10 protein-coding genes are annotated in these 13,540 nt (G+C 59.8%); 6 read left to right on the forward strand and 4 right to left on the reverse strand.

What is annotated here, in order from left to right; genetic code table 11:
- Positions 1 to 69: 69 nt before the first annotated feature.
- The 6 genes from BSP_RS00460 (at position 70) to BSP_RS00485 (ending at position 8,896) form a co-directional block, all read left to right on the forward strand.
- Positions 70 to 2,817, forward strand: a complete 2,748-nt coding sequence (locus BSP_RS00460; protein WP_227976004.1) for a DNA methyltransferase — start codon at positions 70 to 72, stop codon at positions 2,815 to 2,817.
- Positions 2,814 to 4,124, forward strand: coding sequence for a PD-(D/E)XK nuclease family protein (locus BSP_RS00465; protein ID WP_152948923.1), 1,311 nt, complete (start codon positions 2,814 to 2,816; stop codon positions 4,122 to 4,124). Before BSP_RS00460 ends, BSP_RS00465 begins: the two co-directional genes overlap by 4 nt.
- Positions 4,121 to 6,187, forward strand: coding sequence for a DEAD/DEAH box helicase (locus BSP_RS00470; RefSeq protein WP_152948924.1), 2,067 nt, complete (start codon positions 4,121 to 4,123; stop codon positions 6,185 to 6,187). The genes BSP_RS00465 and BSP_RS00470 overlap by 4 nt, the downstream gene beginning before the upstream one ends.
- Complete coding sequence (locus tag BSP_RS00475) at positions 6,180 to 7,409, forward strand: GIY-YIG nuclease family protein (protein ID WP_152948925.1); 1,230 nt, start codon at positions 6,180 to 6,182, stop codon at positions 7,407 to 7,409. The genes BSP_RS00470 and BSP_RS00475 overlap by 8 nt, the downstream gene beginning before the upstream one ends.
- 30 nt (positions 7,410 to 7,439) lie before the next feature.
- Entirely contained in the window at positions 7,440 to 8,195 is a 756-nt protein-coding gene (locus BSP_RS00480; RefSeq protein ID WP_152948926.1) for a hypothetical protein, read from the forward strand.
- Positions 8,196 to 8,341: 146 nt separating this feature from the next.
- Positions 8,342 to 8,896, forward strand: coding sequence for a recombinase family protein (locus BSP_RS00485; RefSeq protein ID WP_152948927.1), 555 nt, complete (start codon positions 8,342 to 8,344; stop codon positions 8,894 to 8,896).
- A gap of 25 nt (positions 8,897 to 8,921) precedes the next feature.
- Here BSP_RS00485 and BSP_RS00490 read toward each other — a convergent pair whose 3' ends face one another.
- From BSP_RS00490 to BSP_RS00505, 4 genes are all read right to left on the reverse strand, one after another.
- Positions 8,922 to 9,425, reverse strand: coding sequence for a hypothetical protein (locus BSP_RS00490; protein WP_152948928.1), 504 nt, complete (start codon positions 9,423 to 9,425; stop codon positions 8,922 to 8,924).
- A complete protein-coding gene (locus BSP_RS00495) occupies positions 9,425 to 9,970 on the reverse strand; it encodes a hypothetical protein (protein ID WP_152948929.1) in 546 nt (181 codons plus the stop codon). Before BSP_RS00495 ends, BSP_RS00490 begins: the two co-directional genes overlap by 1 nt.
- A 370-nt stretch (positions 9,971 to 10,340) precedes the next feature.
- Positions 10,341 to 11,527 (reverse strand): IS3 family transposase gene (locus BSP_RS00500; protein ID WP_152948930.1). Its coding sequence is split into 2 segments (ribosomal slippage): positions 10,341 to 11,266 and positions 11,266 to 11,527, totalling 1,188 coding nucleotides; the frame shifts between segments, so codons are not numbered across the junction.
- 339 nt (positions 11,528 to 11,866) lie between these two features.
- Entirely contained in the window at positions 11,867 to 13,525 is a 1,659-nt protein-coding gene (locus BSP_RS00505; RefSeq protein ID WP_152948931.1) for a recombinase family protein, read from the reverse strand.
- Between the last annotated feature and the right edge of the window lie 15 nt (positions 13,526 to 13,540).

Here is a 13,540-nt window from a genome sequence, read left to right on the forward strand (position 1 = left end):
TGGCAAGCATAATGGGCATTTTCGCGTGGCTGGCTGATGACCAGTTGTGGCCCGGCCGGCGAGCCTCGTATGGTCTCACTCATGAATCCCGTTGAGATCGAAGAAGCTGTATCCAACCTCGCGCTTGAGCCGTTCGACGCGGCCGAGTTCCCGTTCAAGTTCCTGATCGCCTTCGACAACCCGGCGACCACGATCAAACGGCTGCGGACGGGATCGACCAATCAGTCCGACGTGCCGGGCGGCGTCCTCCAGCGCAACAACATCCACATCGCTACCTGCGCGTCTGGCGCCGTGGACGACACGCTGAAGGCCCTCCGCGACAGCCCCAAGACCGCCTCGGCCAAGGCCAAGTTCATAGTCGCAACGGATGGCGAATGGTTTCAGGCGGAAGACCTGAACGGTGGCGGCACGGTGGCTTGCACCTACGCCGAGTTCCCCGATCACTTCGGGTTCTTCCTGCCGCTGGCTGGGATCACCACGGTCAAGGAAATCCGCGAAAGCTCGTTCGATGTGAAGGCGACCGGGCGGCTGAATAAGCTCTACGTCCAGCTTCTGAAGGAGAACCCAGACTGGGCGTCGGTCGAGCGTCAGCACGACATGAACCACTTCATGGCGCGGCTCATCTTCTGCTTCTTCGCCGAGGACACGGACATCTTCCTAACCGAGGGGCTGTTCACAAAGACGGTCGAACAGATGTCGGCGGGTGACGCCGCCATGACGCACGAGGTGATCGGCGAGATTTTCCGCGCGATGGACACCAAGCCGGCGGATCGCGAGGCGGCTGACCTCCCGCGCTATGCGACCAAGTTCCCGTATGTGAACGGTCAGCTTTTCAGCGGCAGCACTGACGCGCCCCGGTTCAGCAAGGTGGCCCGATCATACCTGATGCACATCGGGAGCCTGAACTGGCGGAAGATCAACCCGGACATCTTCGGATCGATGATCCAGGCGGTGACCGATGATGCGGAGCGCGGCTCGCTGGGCATGCACTACACCAGCGTCCCGAACATTCTGAAGGTGCTGAACCCGCTCTTCCTCGACAGTCTGCGCGAACAGCTTGAGGAGGCGGGAACCAACGCCCGCAAGCTGCTGAACCTTCGGAACCGCATGGCGCGGATCAGGGTGTTCGACCCGGCATGTGGCTCGGGCAACTTCCTGGTGATCGCCTACAAGGCGATGCGTGAAATCGAAGCCGAGATCAACAAACGACGTGGGGAGCCTGATCGACGATCTGAGATTCCGCTCACGAACTTCCGTGGGATCGAGCTACGGGACTTTCCAGCAGAGATAGCACGCCTGGCCCTCATCATCGCTGAGTATCAGTCCGACGTGACCTATCGCGGGCAAAAGGAGGCGATTGCTGAGTTCCTTCCACTCGGTGCGGAGAACTGGATCACATGCGGCAACGCTCTCCGCATGGACTGGTTGAGTATTTGCCCGCCGTCAGGGAAGGGCGTCAAAATCACTTCGGATGACCTCTTTCAGACTCCACTCGATCAAGCAGAGATCGACTTTGAAAACGAAGGGGGTGAGACCTACATTTGTGGCAATCCACCCTACCTCGGAAGTTCATGGCAATCGCCTGACCAAAAGGCTGACATTGAGAAAGTCTGCGGAGGTAGGATAAGGTCTTGGAAAGCGTTAGACTACGTTGCTGCCTGGTTGATAAAGTCGTCCGACTATCTTGTCCACACCGAAGGGCAGTTCGCGCTGGTTGCAACCAAAACGGTCTGCGAAGGCGAGCAAGTCGGTGCTCTGTGGCCTCTTATCTATGGCAATAGACAAGACATCTTGTTCGGACACACGAGGTTCGATTGGGCAAACTTGGCGGCCAATCAAGCGGGAGTGACAGTCGTAATCGTTGGCGTCGGAAGATCGTCGGCACCACGACGGTTGTATGATGGAAGCACGGTTCGCGAGGTAGACGGCATAACGCCATATCTCACTCCGGGTGGCCAGATTATCGTAAACAAAAGCTATTCCGATCTATTCGGAAAACCGAAAATGCTACGGGGGAACATGCCTACAGATGGTGGCCACCTCATTTTCGCACCATATGAGGCTCGCCAGTTTAAAAGGAATTTTGAACAACACGCGAATTACCTAAGACCCTTCGTCGGTGCAGACGAACTCGTCTCCGACAGAACGCGATTCTGCCTCTGGATCGGCGACAGTGATGTCGATCATGCTATGCAAAACACAGAAATTGCGAGCCGAGTCCAGCGTGTAGACCAGTCGCGGAAATCAAGTCTTGCGCCGACCACGCGCGCAACAAAGGTGCCGCCGTATAGGTTCATGCAGGTGGAGGGGACATCGAAATCGCATACAATCGCTATTGGAGCTATTACTACTGAGAAGAGAGATTATCTTCCCGCTTCTGTCTTCTCTGAGCGAGCTATATTTTCAAACAAGTGTTATGTTCTATATGATGCGCCGCTGTGGTGCTTCTCTGTTTTGGTTTCTTCTCTGCATAGGGTCTGGATTGGCACAGTTTCGGCGCGGATGAGGACAGGGTTTTCTTACACGAACACTCTCGGATGGAACACTTTTCCGCTGGTGCCTCTAACCGCGGAGAACAAACGGGCACTGGAACGCAACACCCAAGAGATATTGCTCATTCGAGAGTCCCATTATCCCAGCAATATCCTCGATCTCTATGATCCGAACAAAATGCCAGACGACCTCCGTCGCGCTCACGAGGCCAATGATGAGATGCTCGAACGCATCTATATCGGCCGCCGCTTCCGCAACGACACCGAGCGACTGGAGAAGCTGTTCGAACTCTACACCAAGATCACCAACAAGAGGGCGGCGTGACCTCAAACCACGACGCCACCACCACGCCGACGACCGAAGAGTTAGAGGCACTCTTCGTCAACAACCCCCTGCTGGCGCGGATCGAGAGCCATCTTGGTCGTTTTAATCCGATCCGTGTCATGCGGATGGAGCGGATGGAAATTCGCCATTCCGCGATCCTGGCTTGGCTTCTCGATCCTGCCGAGAGCCACGGACTGGAAGACAAGTTCCTGAAGGCGTTCCTCGGCGAAGCCCTTCGCGGCCAGAGCGGGCTCGGCGCACCGTCCGCCCTTGATGTCGCGAGAGCCGATCTCCGCGACACCGTGATCCGACGCGAGTGGCAGCATATCGACGTCTTCATCCACAGCGTCTCGAACGGGTGGGGCTTCGTCATCGAGAACAAATACGACAGCCGCCAGCACGAGGGGCAGCTTTCCAAATACCTGGATCGCGTCCACGCCGGCCTTGGCTCAGAGGCTGACGACCTCATCGTAAGGGGCATCTTCCTCACCCTCCATGACGAGGAGCCGGCGGATGTCCGGTATGCACCTATCAACTACGAGACGATCTGCCGTCTGCTCCCTCGTTTCGTTCAGCAAGGGTCCGATCTGCTGACCGCCGAGGTGCGGACCTTCCTGCGGCACTACATCGAAATCCTTGAGGAAGAAGTTGGAATGAGCACCGACCAGAGTGAGATGGAGAAGCTCGCCAAGCAGCTTTATCGGGACCACAAGAAGGTGCTCGACTTCGTGATGGAGCACGGCTCTGGATCGGACTTCTCCATAGCCGCCGAAAGCGTGTTGGGTGAGGAGCCGGACCATCTCGGAACATTCGAAGTGGACGGCCAGAAATTCCGCTTCCATCACCTCGACTACAAGATGCTGAGCTTCCTGCCTGAGTCCTGGTATCAGGGTTTCGCGGGAGACAAATTCGAGTGGAAGGGCTGCGAAAACTGGTGGGCGGGATACCCGCTCATCGCGTGGCTACAGCTATGGCCGAACGCTGACGGCACGTCGGGTTTGATCGGAATTTATGGCGAGGTCGGCCCTCTCACCGAATACGAATTTCGTAGGGACTTGATCCATTCCATCCAGTCCGCCGGTGAGGCAATCGGTAAGAAGCGGATCAAGTTTCAACGGGCTGCTGCCGAAGAGGGCAAGCGATATTCGAAGTTCCTCAAAGAGAACTTCATCGAGATCAAGGACGTGCAGGACGCCGAGGAGATCGCCGATGGCATACGCAAACTGCTGAAGCGATTTGAGCCGGAGTTTGAAGCGGTCGGCAAGGTGGTGCCGAACTTCAAGAAGTATGGATACGCTGACGAATGACCACAGCCAAACCGATCCCTGCCGTCAGCTTTACGACAGCCCGCACCGGTGCCTCGGCGAAGGCCAACGAACTCGGCATGCGTCCGATGCAGGAACGCGCCTATGCTAAGCGCGGTGAGCCATATCTGCTGATCAAGTCGCCGCCGGCTTCGGGCAAGTCGCGCGCGCTGATGTTCATCGCGCTCGACAAGCTGCACAACCAGGGCCTCAGACAGGCGATCATCGTGGTGCCGGAGAAGTCCATCGGGGGCAGCTTCGCAGACGAACCGCTGTCGAAGTTCGGCTTCTGGGCCGACTGGACGGTGAAGCCCCAGTGGAACCTCTGCAACGCGCCCGGCCCTGACGAGCAGCGCGTCGATCCGTCGAAGGTGAAGGCGGTCGGCCAGTTTCTGGCCAGCGACGATACGGTGCTGGTTTGCACCCATGCCACGTTCCGGTTTGCCGTGGACCAGCTTGGCGTCGAGGCGTTCGACGGACGTCTGATCGCCGTGGACGAATTCCACCACGTCTCGGCCAACCCGGACAATCGGCTGGGCGCCCAACTCGCCGAGTTCATCCGGCGCGACAAGGCGCACATCGTGGCGATGACGGGCAGCTATTTCCGGGGCGACGCGGCGCCGGTGCTGATGCCCGAGGATGAGAACAAGTTCGAGACCGTCACCTACACCTACTACGAGCAACTGAACGGCTACGAGCACCTCAAGTCGCTGAACATCGGCTACTTCTTCTACAGTGGCCGGTATCTGACCGCCATCGAGGCGGTGCTCGATCCGTCAAAGAAGACCATCGTCCACATCCCGTCCGTGAACGCGCGCGAGAGCACGGCTGACAAGATCAAAGAGGTGGAGCACATAATGCACTGCCTCGGCGAGTGGCTGGGCGCCGACCCGACGACCGGCTTCCATCGTGTGAAGCTGGAGGACGGCCGGATCATCAAGATCGCCGATCTGGTCGATGATGGTGATCAGGCGAAACGGGCCAAGGTGCTGACCGCGTTGAAAGACCCGGCTCACAAGAACGACCGCGACCATGTGGACATCATCCTGGCCCTCGGCATGGCCAAGGAAGGCTTCGACTGGATTTGGTGCGAGCACGCCTTGACGATCGGCTACCGCTCCAGCCTGACCGAGATCATCCAGATCATTGGTCGCGCGACCCGCGACGCGCCGGGCAAGGAGAGCGCGTCCTTCACTAACCTGATTGCTGAGCCTGACGCCTCGGAAGGCGCCGTCGTCGATGCGATCAACGATACTCTCAAAGCTATCGCCGCCAGCCTCCTGATGGAGCAAGTGCTGGCGCCGCGCTTCAACTTCACGCCCAAGGATCACGGTAAGATCGACGGCTTCGACTACGGCGAAGATGGCTATCAAGAAGGCAAGACCAACGTCGGGTTCAACGATCAGACAGGCACGTTCCATTTCGAAATTGGGGGCCTGGTCGAGCCTAAGAGTCCTGAGGCAGCGCGGGTGTGCCAAGAGGATTTGAACGAGGTCATCACAGCCTTCGTGCAGGATAAGACCGCGCTCGAACGCGGACTGTTCGACGAGGAGACGGTGCCCGAGGAACTGACACAGGTCCGCATGGGCAAGATCGTCCGCGACAAGTATCCCGACATGAGTGCCGAGGATCAGGAGGCGATCCGCCAGCACGCGATTGCAGCACTGAACCTGACGCAGAAGGCCAAGGAACTCGCTGCCGCGCCTGACGCGCCCGGTGAGCCGAAGGCGAACACTGCTTTGTTGGATGGGGTCCGCCGGCTCGCCATTGAGGTCAAGGAACTCGACATCGACCTGATCGACCGCATCAACCCGTTCGAGACCGCCTATGCCGTCCTGGCCAAGTCCATGAACGAGGCCACCCTCAAGCAGGTCCAGTCGGTGATCTCGGCGAAACGCACAACGCTCTCACCCGAGGAGGCCAAGGACTACGCCGCGCGCGCCGTTCGTTTCCGTCGCGAGCGTGGTCGTTCGCCAGCGATGGACGCCGCCGATGAGTGGGAGCGGAAGCTGGCCGAGGGCGCCGCCGCCTTCATGCGCTATGACCGGGAAGGCAAGTATGGCTGACCTGAGCCTTGACGACCTGCGCGCCGAACTCGCCGACTTCGCTCCGGCCGAGACCAAGACGGCGAGCTACACACCGCGCGAGGAGCGGATCATCGCGGGCTTCGAAGACATCGTGCGCTTCTATGAGGAGCATGGTCGCGCGCCTCTGCACGGCGAGGATCGGGACATCTTCGAACGGCTCTATGCAGTGCGCCTGGATCGGATGCGCGGTCTTGACGAATGCCGGACCCTGCTTACTGCGTTCGACAAGAACGGTCTGTTGAAAGCCGAGGCGGTGCCTGTCGAACCCGAGGAGATGGACCTCGACGCCCTGCGCGCTGAACTCGCCGGCGCCGACGATCAAGACATCACCAAGCTGCGGCACGTCTCGTCGCGGGAAGAGCGTCAGGCCGCCGAGGAGATCGCCGGGCGCAAGCGTTGCGAGGATTTCGAGGTCTTCGAGCCTCTGTTCGCCGAGGTTCAGCGAGACCTCGACGCGGGTGTTCGTGTCACCCGCCGCTTTGTTCGTGACGCCGGCTTCCAGAAGGCCGACATCCGCACGGGTGACTTCTTCATCGTCGGCGGTCAGATCGCCTACGTTGCGTCGGTAGGAGAACCTATCAAGGCGCCGAACGGCGAGACGGACGCGCGTTTGCGCGTCATCTATGCGAACGGCACCGAGAGCGACCTCCTGCTCCGTTCATTGCAGCGCGCGCTCTATAAGGATGATGCGGGGCGTCGCATCACTGAACCTGACGCGGGTCCGCTCTTCGGAGGTGTGGCTGAGGATGCCGCCCCCAGCCCGGTCTTCGGCAGCGAAGCCGACGACGACGAGATCGAGGATGGAACGATCTACGTTCTGCGTAGCCTCTCGGACCAGCCGTTCGTCGCGGAACACCGCCAGGTCTTTCACAAGATCGGCGTGACCGGCGGCGACGTGGCCGCGCGGATCGCCGGAGCAAACAAGAGCGCGACCTACCTGCTCGCCGACGTCGAGGTCGTCGCTACCTACAAGGTCTACGGCGTCCAGTGTCGGAAGCTCGAAGCCCTCATCCATAAGGTGTTTGCGCCCGCGCTGTTCGATCTCACGATCCCTGATCGGTTCGGCAATGACGTCAAGCCGCGCGAGTGGTTCCTCGTGCCCATCAGTGCGATTGATGAGGCCGTGGAACGCATCCGTGACGGGAGTATCGTTGGCTTCAGATACGACCCGCAAGTTGGCCGACTGGTTTCGCAAAGCTGAGGCTTATCGACTTCATTCAGGGTGGCGGTCGTGAGGAGCAAAGCACCAACCAAAGTGCAGGCGGCTTTGGCAGCTTCAGTCGGAACAGTGAAACGTCGCTGGCTGGAGTGGACCTCACTGCTCTGCTTTGCCTTACTAACGGGCGGATCACTCGTCGCGCTGTCCGTTTTCCCAAATGATCAAGTCTCAAGATACGCGCCCGCCCTCAACGTCGCTCTGGCCATCGGCACAAGCGGCATCGTTGCCTTCATATTCTACTACGTCGTCAGTGAGCGGATTGAAGTTAGGCGACGCGATCTCGTCAAACAGGTTGCGTTGCGAAGCTACCGTAATGCAAAGCATGACATAGCTTTGGCGGTGATCCAGGCGAGTAGGAAAGGTGGTCGCACTGATTTGGTCGCGGACCACAGCACCATTGAGCGCGCACTGACAGTAGACGGGTTCAGAGCCTTGTTCGAGGGAGGGCGGGAGGCCGACGAGGGCTTCTATGCATTTCAGAACCAGATGAGCGACCCCACGCAGGAATACGATGAGATCGTCCTCAATTTGCAGATCATCGGCCGGGCGGTTGACCGGCTGATTGATGCAAACTTGATCGACAACCCAGAGGCTTACAACTCTCTGGTTAGACTCGATGCTACGCTGAGACGTATCGAACGGAATGGGGCCGGATACGATGAGAGTAAGCTCCTGTGCAGTTTCATCTGGCAGGTATTCACCGGCTGGAACTTCATCGACGGCAATCTTGGCCATGACCCGATAGAGCGAGCCATTCGGAACGCCTGACGGCTCTCCAACTGACTTCCCCTCATCTCACACGGCCACGGTCTCGTGAGACGCCGGCATCCGGCCTCCAGACTGTCTCACAAGCATTATGATCGCCTTCTGAGAGACCTGTGTCACACTGTCTAAGAACTGTGTGAGGAGGACCGATGTCGGGTGCCGTGGTAGGATACGCGAGGACTTCAACGTCTGACCAACAGGCTGGTCTCGATGCCCAGATCGCAGAACTCCAAGCCGCCGGCTGCACGCGCATCTTCTCCGAACAGGTTAGCGGCGCCGACACTGCCCGTCCCGAGCTTCAGGCCGCGCTCGACTGGGTGAGAGCCGGTGACGTGTTCGTCGTCACCAAGCCAGAGAGGCTGGCCAGGAATGTCATCGACCTGCTCGGGATCGTTGAGCGGCTCCGGGCCAAGGACGTGACGGTTCGCATCCTCGCCATGCACCTCGACACCGGCAACCCGACCTCCAACCTCATCCTGACGATCCTGGCTGGCGTGGGATCATGGGAACGCGAGATCATGCTTGAGCGGCAACGCGCCGGGATCGCCAAGGCCAAGGCTGAAGGACGCTATCGAGGACGCGCTCCGACCGCCCGCGCCAAGACGCCGGAGGTCTTGCGTCTGAAGGCTGAAGGCCAGACCGTCGCCCAGATCGCAGAGAGCGTCGGGATCAGTCGTGCGAGCGTCTACAGGGCGTTAGCTTAACCTTCGCCGCGAAGTCACCCAATGGCTAACTCAGGTCTTCCAGGTCTGAGAACCAAATCTGCACTTTGATCACGTTCGCCGCCTCTTCGAGGCGGGCGGTGATTTCATCCAGTCGCTTGGCTGGGAAGTCATCACGGCGCGTCTTCCCTATGAGGGCGTAGTCCCCCTGGAACGGGTTTTGGTCGAAGTGACCATGGGCAACGACGTTTCGCAGTTCGTTGAGCGCGACCAGTTCTTCGAACTGGAGGTCGCGAAGTTTCAACTCGGGAAAGCGATTATTCAATGTCCGAAGATGATTAAGCCGGGCCGTGAACGACCCCTTAGTCATGTGTTCCAGTTCAAGCGGTCGTTCCCGCAGGTCCAAGCAGTGATCGATCAATTGCGTGAGGTAGTAGTCCAGTTCGTTAAATCCGAGGATGAGGCGGCCAAGCGCAGCCTCATATCCAACCCGGATTGCAGGGTCGGCCCACGGCACGTCATCATTGTCATCTGCCGCGAACTCTTGGAATTGAGTTGGATCGTCTGCCATCAGCCCGACTTCGCAACTTTATGGCGCATCGCATCGACTACCTCCCTAACCTTCTCCAAGGTTCTGGCCAGGTCATCGGGGGCGTGTTCCTTCGAGTTTTCGAGAAGGGTTGCGCTGGCGTATAGCTGCTGCTGAAGCGCGGCCCATTCAGTTTCGGCCACACCACATCCCCTCAACAATTTGGCCGAGGCAAGATTATTGAGCGCAGACGGATACCCCGCCAATGCCGACTGACAGAACCAGTAAAACCCACCCAGCCAGTTGGGCCGTGTGAATTCATTTCGAGCCGACTGCTGTGTCCGATCTCGACCGAAACACAGGCGCCAGCCGACCATATTCAGGTCAGCCAGTGATCCCGACAAAGCCGCGCTCCAAACCCTCAAGTCGTCTACCTCGATACAGTCCAAATAGGCATCGACCTCGATTGGATCGAGATCGGAGAGCGTGCTCAGATCAATGATTCCGCAACGCTCTGGCTTGGCGCGGATAAAGGCTGGGATGGCCGGTGCGGTGTTGACGAGGCTTTGAATGCCGATCTTGATCATCGACGTCGCGTAGTCCACGCGGCCTACCAGGAGTGTGTAAGCGTCTTCTTGAACGACACTGACAATCTCGAATGGCGTCCACGGATTTGCACCATGATCATCTGACTTTTCAGACTGTGCGCTCAGAATCCGAGAGCCGGCTGGGGTCGAGATGGTTCGAGCGGAGGACGCTACCCCGACATCCGTGCAGGGATGCTTCGGCCACGGCCACCCAAGGCCGTCGAAGTAGACCGCTCCCCCATTCGGTGATCGGTAGAAGAAGACCTGATCGCCGCACACCGGACAACGGGCGTTAGGATTCAGAAAGCTGACCTCGCGGATGTAAGGCAGCGGAGTCGTCTCGGTGACGAATTGACGTGCCCCTGAGTTTTCATCCAGCGGCGACCAGAGTCCTTGGGTTAGTTACGCCTCGTAGCGTGGGGTGAGCAACAGGCCGAGCCGCGCAGCTTTCATCCTGCGCAGCGGGTCGGCCTGTTGCGGTCAGACTGGCGGCAAAGGCCTCCGGGGTGAGGTAGCCGATCGACGAGTGCGGCCGGCGGGTATTGTAGTCCAGCGCCCAGGCAGCGACCTTCTGGCGGGCGTGATCCAGACTAAAGAACAGGCTCTCGTTGAGCAGTTCGTCGCGCATCCGGCCGTTGAAGGATTCCACAAACCCGTTCTGGGTCGGCTTGCCGGGCGCGATGTAGTGCCAGTCGACGCCATGATCCTGCGCCCAGGCCAGGATGGCCGTGGACGTGAATTCCGTGCCGTTGTCGCTGACGATCATGGCGGGACGGCCCCGTCGAGCGATCAGCGCTGTCAGCTCGCGCGCGACGCGGCGTCCCGAGATCGAGGTGTCGGGGATCGCCGCCAGGCACTCGCGGGTGACGTCGTCGACCACGTTGAGAATGCGGAAGCGGCGGCCCGTGGCGAACTGGTCGTGCACAAAGTCCAGCGACCAGCGGGCGTTCGGCCTTGCCTCGATCAGGATCGGCGCCCGCGTGCCGATGGCTCGACGACGGGAGCGGCGCTTGCGCACCGTCAGACCTTCCTCGCGGTAGAGCCGGTAGATCCGGTTCTTGCCCGAAGGCTCGCCTTCACGTCGCAGCAGCACGAACAGCCGGCGATAGCCGAACCGTCGCCGCTCGACAGCCAGGGCGCGCAGCCGCTCCCGCAGCGCCGTGTCTGGCGGGCGGCAAGAGCGATAGCGCACCGATTTGCGGTCGGCCTTGATGATGGAGCAGGCCCGCCGCTCGCTGACGCCGAACGTCGCCTTCACATGGGCGACGGCTTGGCGCATCGCCGCGGGCCCTACCACTTTTTTGAGAGCAGATCGTTCAGCGCCGCCTTGTCGAGCATGGCGTCGGCCAGCAGGCGCTTCAGCTTTCCGTTCTCATCTTCCAGGGCGCGCAGGCGCTGGGCGTCCGACACGCTCATCCCGCCGAACTTGGCTTTCCAGGCGTAGATCGTGCCCTCCGACACGCCGTGCTTGCGCGCCAACTCGCCCGCTTTGGCACCGGCCTCGTTCTCCCGCAGGATCCCGATGATCTGCTCTTCCGTGAATCTCGCTCGTTTCATTCCGTCCGTCCTTTCAAGGGCCGGACTCTAGCTCCGCGTGGAGGAAATTCTCAGGGGCACGTCAGAATCCATAGGATACGCCACCCCAACCGCAGTTGCAGGTGGCTGAGTGGTTCCATGCGTTGCACGCCAAGTTAGCCTCCCCGCCGAACACTACCCAAGCACGACTTGATCATCGTCGAAAGACGTAGGTGGGCTGCATGCTCAAATCGAAGAACTGGAAGCCGCCAGCGTGCAGGTCGCCCGGAGCATGGCGAACAGCCTCGTGCGATCACGGAGCGTTTTCCAAAGCTCATCAATCGAGCATCAATCTCCGTGCTCGTCGAGCGTCAACTTGAGCTATGCCAACAGCCTTGCCTTGAAATCCGATGCTTCCTCGTTAGTGGCGATGCGCCCGCCGTCGATTGTGATCGTCGAGCCATGGTCCGCGACGACGAGACTGAACTCAGTGACGATTTTCGCGAGGCGGAATCGGTAGACGCGCCTCCCCCCCATGAGTGTGACCATCACCCCGCCATCTCTGTCGAAGGAGATGGAATCAACCACGGAACGGACGACGCCTGCCATCTTGATACGCAACGACACATCATCGCTTTGTGCCATCTGCGCCCGCAGGGCCGCGACAGCTTCTTGATGGCGTGAGGGTGTCGCCCGCCGTCGAACCAGGGCCAATCCCTCCTCCGCCGCCGCAACGGCTCTCTTGGTTTCCACGAGCGACTTCTCGGCATCAGCGAACTTGATCCGCATAGTCGGAGTGTCGAGTTCGATCAGAAGATCGGCAATTCTTCCAACCCGATCCTGCGCTACCGTCTGCTGGTGCTTGGCCTCCGCAAGGGAGGTCGCAGCCTCAGTATCGTCCGCTGTCCCATCCAATCGGATTTCGGTGACGAGATCGAAGACCGCGTCCTCGATGTATTCCAGCCGGTGGCGTGCTGCATGGTCGCAACCCGTTCTCTGGCGGTTGGACGAACAGATCAGATAGACGAAAGACTTGCCGTCGCGCGCCCGGCTTTGAGTGCCGTTCCAGCGCATCCTGCCACCGCAGTGGCGGCAGCGAGCGAGATCACCGAACAGGTTGACCAGCTTCGTGGACTTGCGCCCGCCATCCATGCTCCGCGACCTGAACGCTGAGACCGCACGATAGTAGAGGTCCAGGGGGACCGCGACCGGGTAGTAGCCTGAGATCGGGTCACCAATGGGAACACGCTTCCGGCCCCGATATTGATGATGCTGATGTTCGCCGATCACCTGCCGGCCGTTTAGCAGCGTCTGAATGTAGGAGCCGTGCCAGATTTTGGTTCGACCCGCGCGAACGCCACTCTCCTTGTAGGCACGCCCCCAAGCCGCAATCCCATCCGCGTTCAGACGCCGGGCGACACTATCGGCCCCGATGCCGGATGCGATCTCTTCGAAGATGCGGATGAGGATGTGGCCGCGCTGCTCGATGACCTTGTATTCACCGTCCACGACATCGAGCCATGCAGGCTTGGTCAGGCGATCAACGACCACCCCACTCTCCCTACGCTTTTTCCAGTTGTGAAGGGTGCGTTCGCTCTTTGCTTTGCTCTCGCTATGGGCGCGCTCCATGTGAGGCAGAACCCCGAAAAGCCGATAGCTGGCGCCCATGAGAGTGGCAGTAGACCAGTCCTGACCGTCGCTAAGGGTCACCAAGACGATGCCCGCCCGGAGGATGGTGAGGAAGGTGTAGAGGCTTTCGAATGGGTCTTCGCGAGAGAATCGGTCGAAGCCCTCGATCAGAAGGTGCGACCCTGCCTCGACCTTGCCAGACTGAACGTCAGCCATGAACCGGCCGAGGTCACCCACTGTGCGGTTGTGACCATGAAACGCGCTGACCCCATCGTCCCGATAGGACCAATCGAGTTCAACGCCATTCTTGGCCGCGTATGCCACCGCCATTTCTGTCTGCCGCGCCACTGAATTCCCCGTGGACTGCGACGGATCGCTATACCTCACATAGGCGAAGGCTTTGATGGACATGATGAAACTGGCTCA

This window comes from Brevundimonas sp. Bb-A, assembly GCF_009394735.1.
Lineage (GTDB): Bacteria > Pseudomonadota > Alphaproteobacteria > Caulobacterales > Caulobacteraceae > Brevundimonas > Brevundimonas aurantiaca.